Below are 2421 nucleotides of genomic sequence, written 5' to 3' on the forward strand. Positions count from 1 at the left end.
ATTTGAAAGCAACCATCACCGATGTTATCAAAATAAGCCTGCTCTGCCGGGGTCGGCTGCACGATGTCGATCGGAAATTTCTGGCTCATCTGAAACGAGAGCGGCAACGGAGCAGGACAGGTCAACCCACCAGCGATCGCACCAGGAGTTTGAACAACCAACATCAAAAAAACTCCCAAGGCAGTAATACCCAAAAACTTAGCATTCTCCAAAATAGTACGGTGGCGAGGCTTCATCCGCAACTTGCCAGCCGCCAACATTGATCGCATAAATTTATCAAACCGCTCTGACCCCATAAACTCCTCAACCATCGCCAAAGTAGCGCAGTGTTTCTCAATGAAAGCGATAGAACGCTCAATATCCAAATGAAGCGACGGAGCGGGAACAGATATAGGCCCGTATTTATAATCTTTGAAAAACTCTATATCCTCACGCTGCCTAGAAAAATTGATTTGACCGCAAACCACACCATTTAAAAATTTAGGCAGCTCTTCAACAGGACAAGCAACCATCTCCTGCATAATCCATTTAGCACGGGTACGCTTAAATTCAATCTCAAGGCGATCGTAATCTGTACCATCAATATTTTTATCATATATCCTCACAAATCGCTCTGACTCACGAGAACCTAAATATACTGTAGTGCCAGGACGATTATTGCCAGAATTAGAAATGCGACGGATAGAGCGATATCCAACCAACAAATTATCACTTAAAAAAACCTCCCAATAACGACGCGACAGTCGAGGAGTCTGAACAGGAAAATCAAGAGCGATATCAATTCTATTAGCGATAAATTCCTCCTCAAACTGACAAAAAGCTAAAAGATCAGCAATCTTCTGAAGGCTAACTCCTGAAAGCGTGGAACCATTAAGATCAACAAAATGCTTGTAAGGTTCATGACTGCCAGCAGCAGGATAACGAGTACCTATCAAACTCCCTTGAAATTCATGAACTTCATGCCAAACTTTATTTAAAGCAAGAATATTGGTATCGCGAGCATCCTGCAATTGCTGCTGCTTGCGTTCAAACGGTAATCCTAAAGTCCGCTGAACTTGTCGGAGCATACTAAAGGGACTAGATACCTGAAATCTCAACCAATCAATTTTAATATTTCGAGGTAAGTGTTCCATATTACTTAAACATTTGAAAGGGCAAATAAAACGAACCTGCAAAACAAACAAAAGCTATCACAGAATTTCTAGGCAAAAATATATTAGTCATCAATGAACTAATAAACCAAAAAATTATGCCAAGAAAAACCCTCCACATTATTTTATACCCATCTTTAGTCTGTTTATCTAATTTATCCCAAATTAAACATTCCCTAGTAATTCTCAAATCTAATTTTTTCAATCCAGGATAACTAGCAGCAGGAAGCATATCCCAGAAAGGAAGTAGCATTTTCTGAAAAATATGAGGACCTGAAAAAGGAATGTTACCAACTAACTTCCAAGCAACAAAAGGATAATTATTGCTAGCTTCATAAATACGCTTTTTCTTAAATCTATCAGCTTTATAATATTGGTCTAGTTTCTGTTCTATCTCATCAAAAGTGTGACCTTCATCAAGTAAATCTTGCGCTGAAAGTTCAAGAGAACAAGCAGAATCTATGATATAAGGCTGATAACCAAAAGTCTTGTCAAGCGATACTTTATCATCCTGTTTTTCTAACAAGCCAAAACTATCATAGATTCTAAAAGTATGAGCATCAAGAGCGCTAATAATTCCTTTCCAATGCTTAGTAGCTAACACCCAAACCTTAACAGGATTTTTGCGAACTTTTGGGTCACGAAACCACACCTCGAACTCACTAGGCATAAACAAGTGACAATCCTTAAAAAGTAAGCGCTCGTTCTCCAATTCTTCACTCCACACAGTCGTACCCTCAGCATACAGAATCTCAGAGCAAATCTGATGAAGCGAGGAATGAACTTGTGTAGGATACTGCGCCGCATACACAATATGCTGACACATTTTACGATTGTTAGCTACTGCATTAAAAGCTTCAGGTGGCAAAGTCCAGGACTGAGCGCTTGGAGCGTATAGACCCATTTCATCCAGTAAAATTACAGCTCTTTGAATTTGAAGGAATTGAGCAAAATTTTTGTTACTGGAGACGTAGTAAATAATGCCTTTAGGTATATTTTCCCAAAGCCATTTTAAATTATTAATTTTGCAGTAATAAGCAAGACAAAGCGGGTCAAGATTGAAGTTAGTGACCAACCGAAGTTTGTATTTTTCAGCAATCCGCAGACCGTGCTGCAACATCAACAAACTCTTGCCCCGACCGGGAAGCCCATAAATAGCAGTAAAAGGCAAAGCAACCTCCTTTAAATTAGAAGGCGATCGCCAAGCAAAGCGATCGCCCTACAACCGAAAATTCTAGACGCGGCTGAGAACCATGTTGAGAACTCTCAG

General features: G+C 39.8%; 2 protein-coding genes. Both read right to left on the reverse strand.

What is annotated here, in order from left to right; translation table 11 throughout:
* Positions 1-1184, reverse strand: a 1184-nt coding sequence (locus QUB10_RS34015) for a replication initiation factor domain-containing protein (protein WP_333207525.1), incomplete at its 3' end; no start/stop codon positions are given.
* Complete coding sequence (locus QUB10_RS34020) at positions 1135-2322, reverse strand: zonular occludens toxin domain-containing protein (protein ID WP_333207527.1); 1188 nt, start codon at positions 2320-2322, stop codon at positions 1135-1137. The genes QUB10_RS34015 and QUB10_RS34020, both read right to left, overlap by 50 nt.
* Between the last annotated feature and the right edge of the window lie 99 nt (positions 2323-2421).

This window comes from Microcoleus sp. B5-D4 (assembly GCF_036705145.1).
Lineage (GTDB): Bacteria > Cyanobacteriota > Cyanobacteriia > Cyanobacteriales > Microcoleaceae > Microcoleus.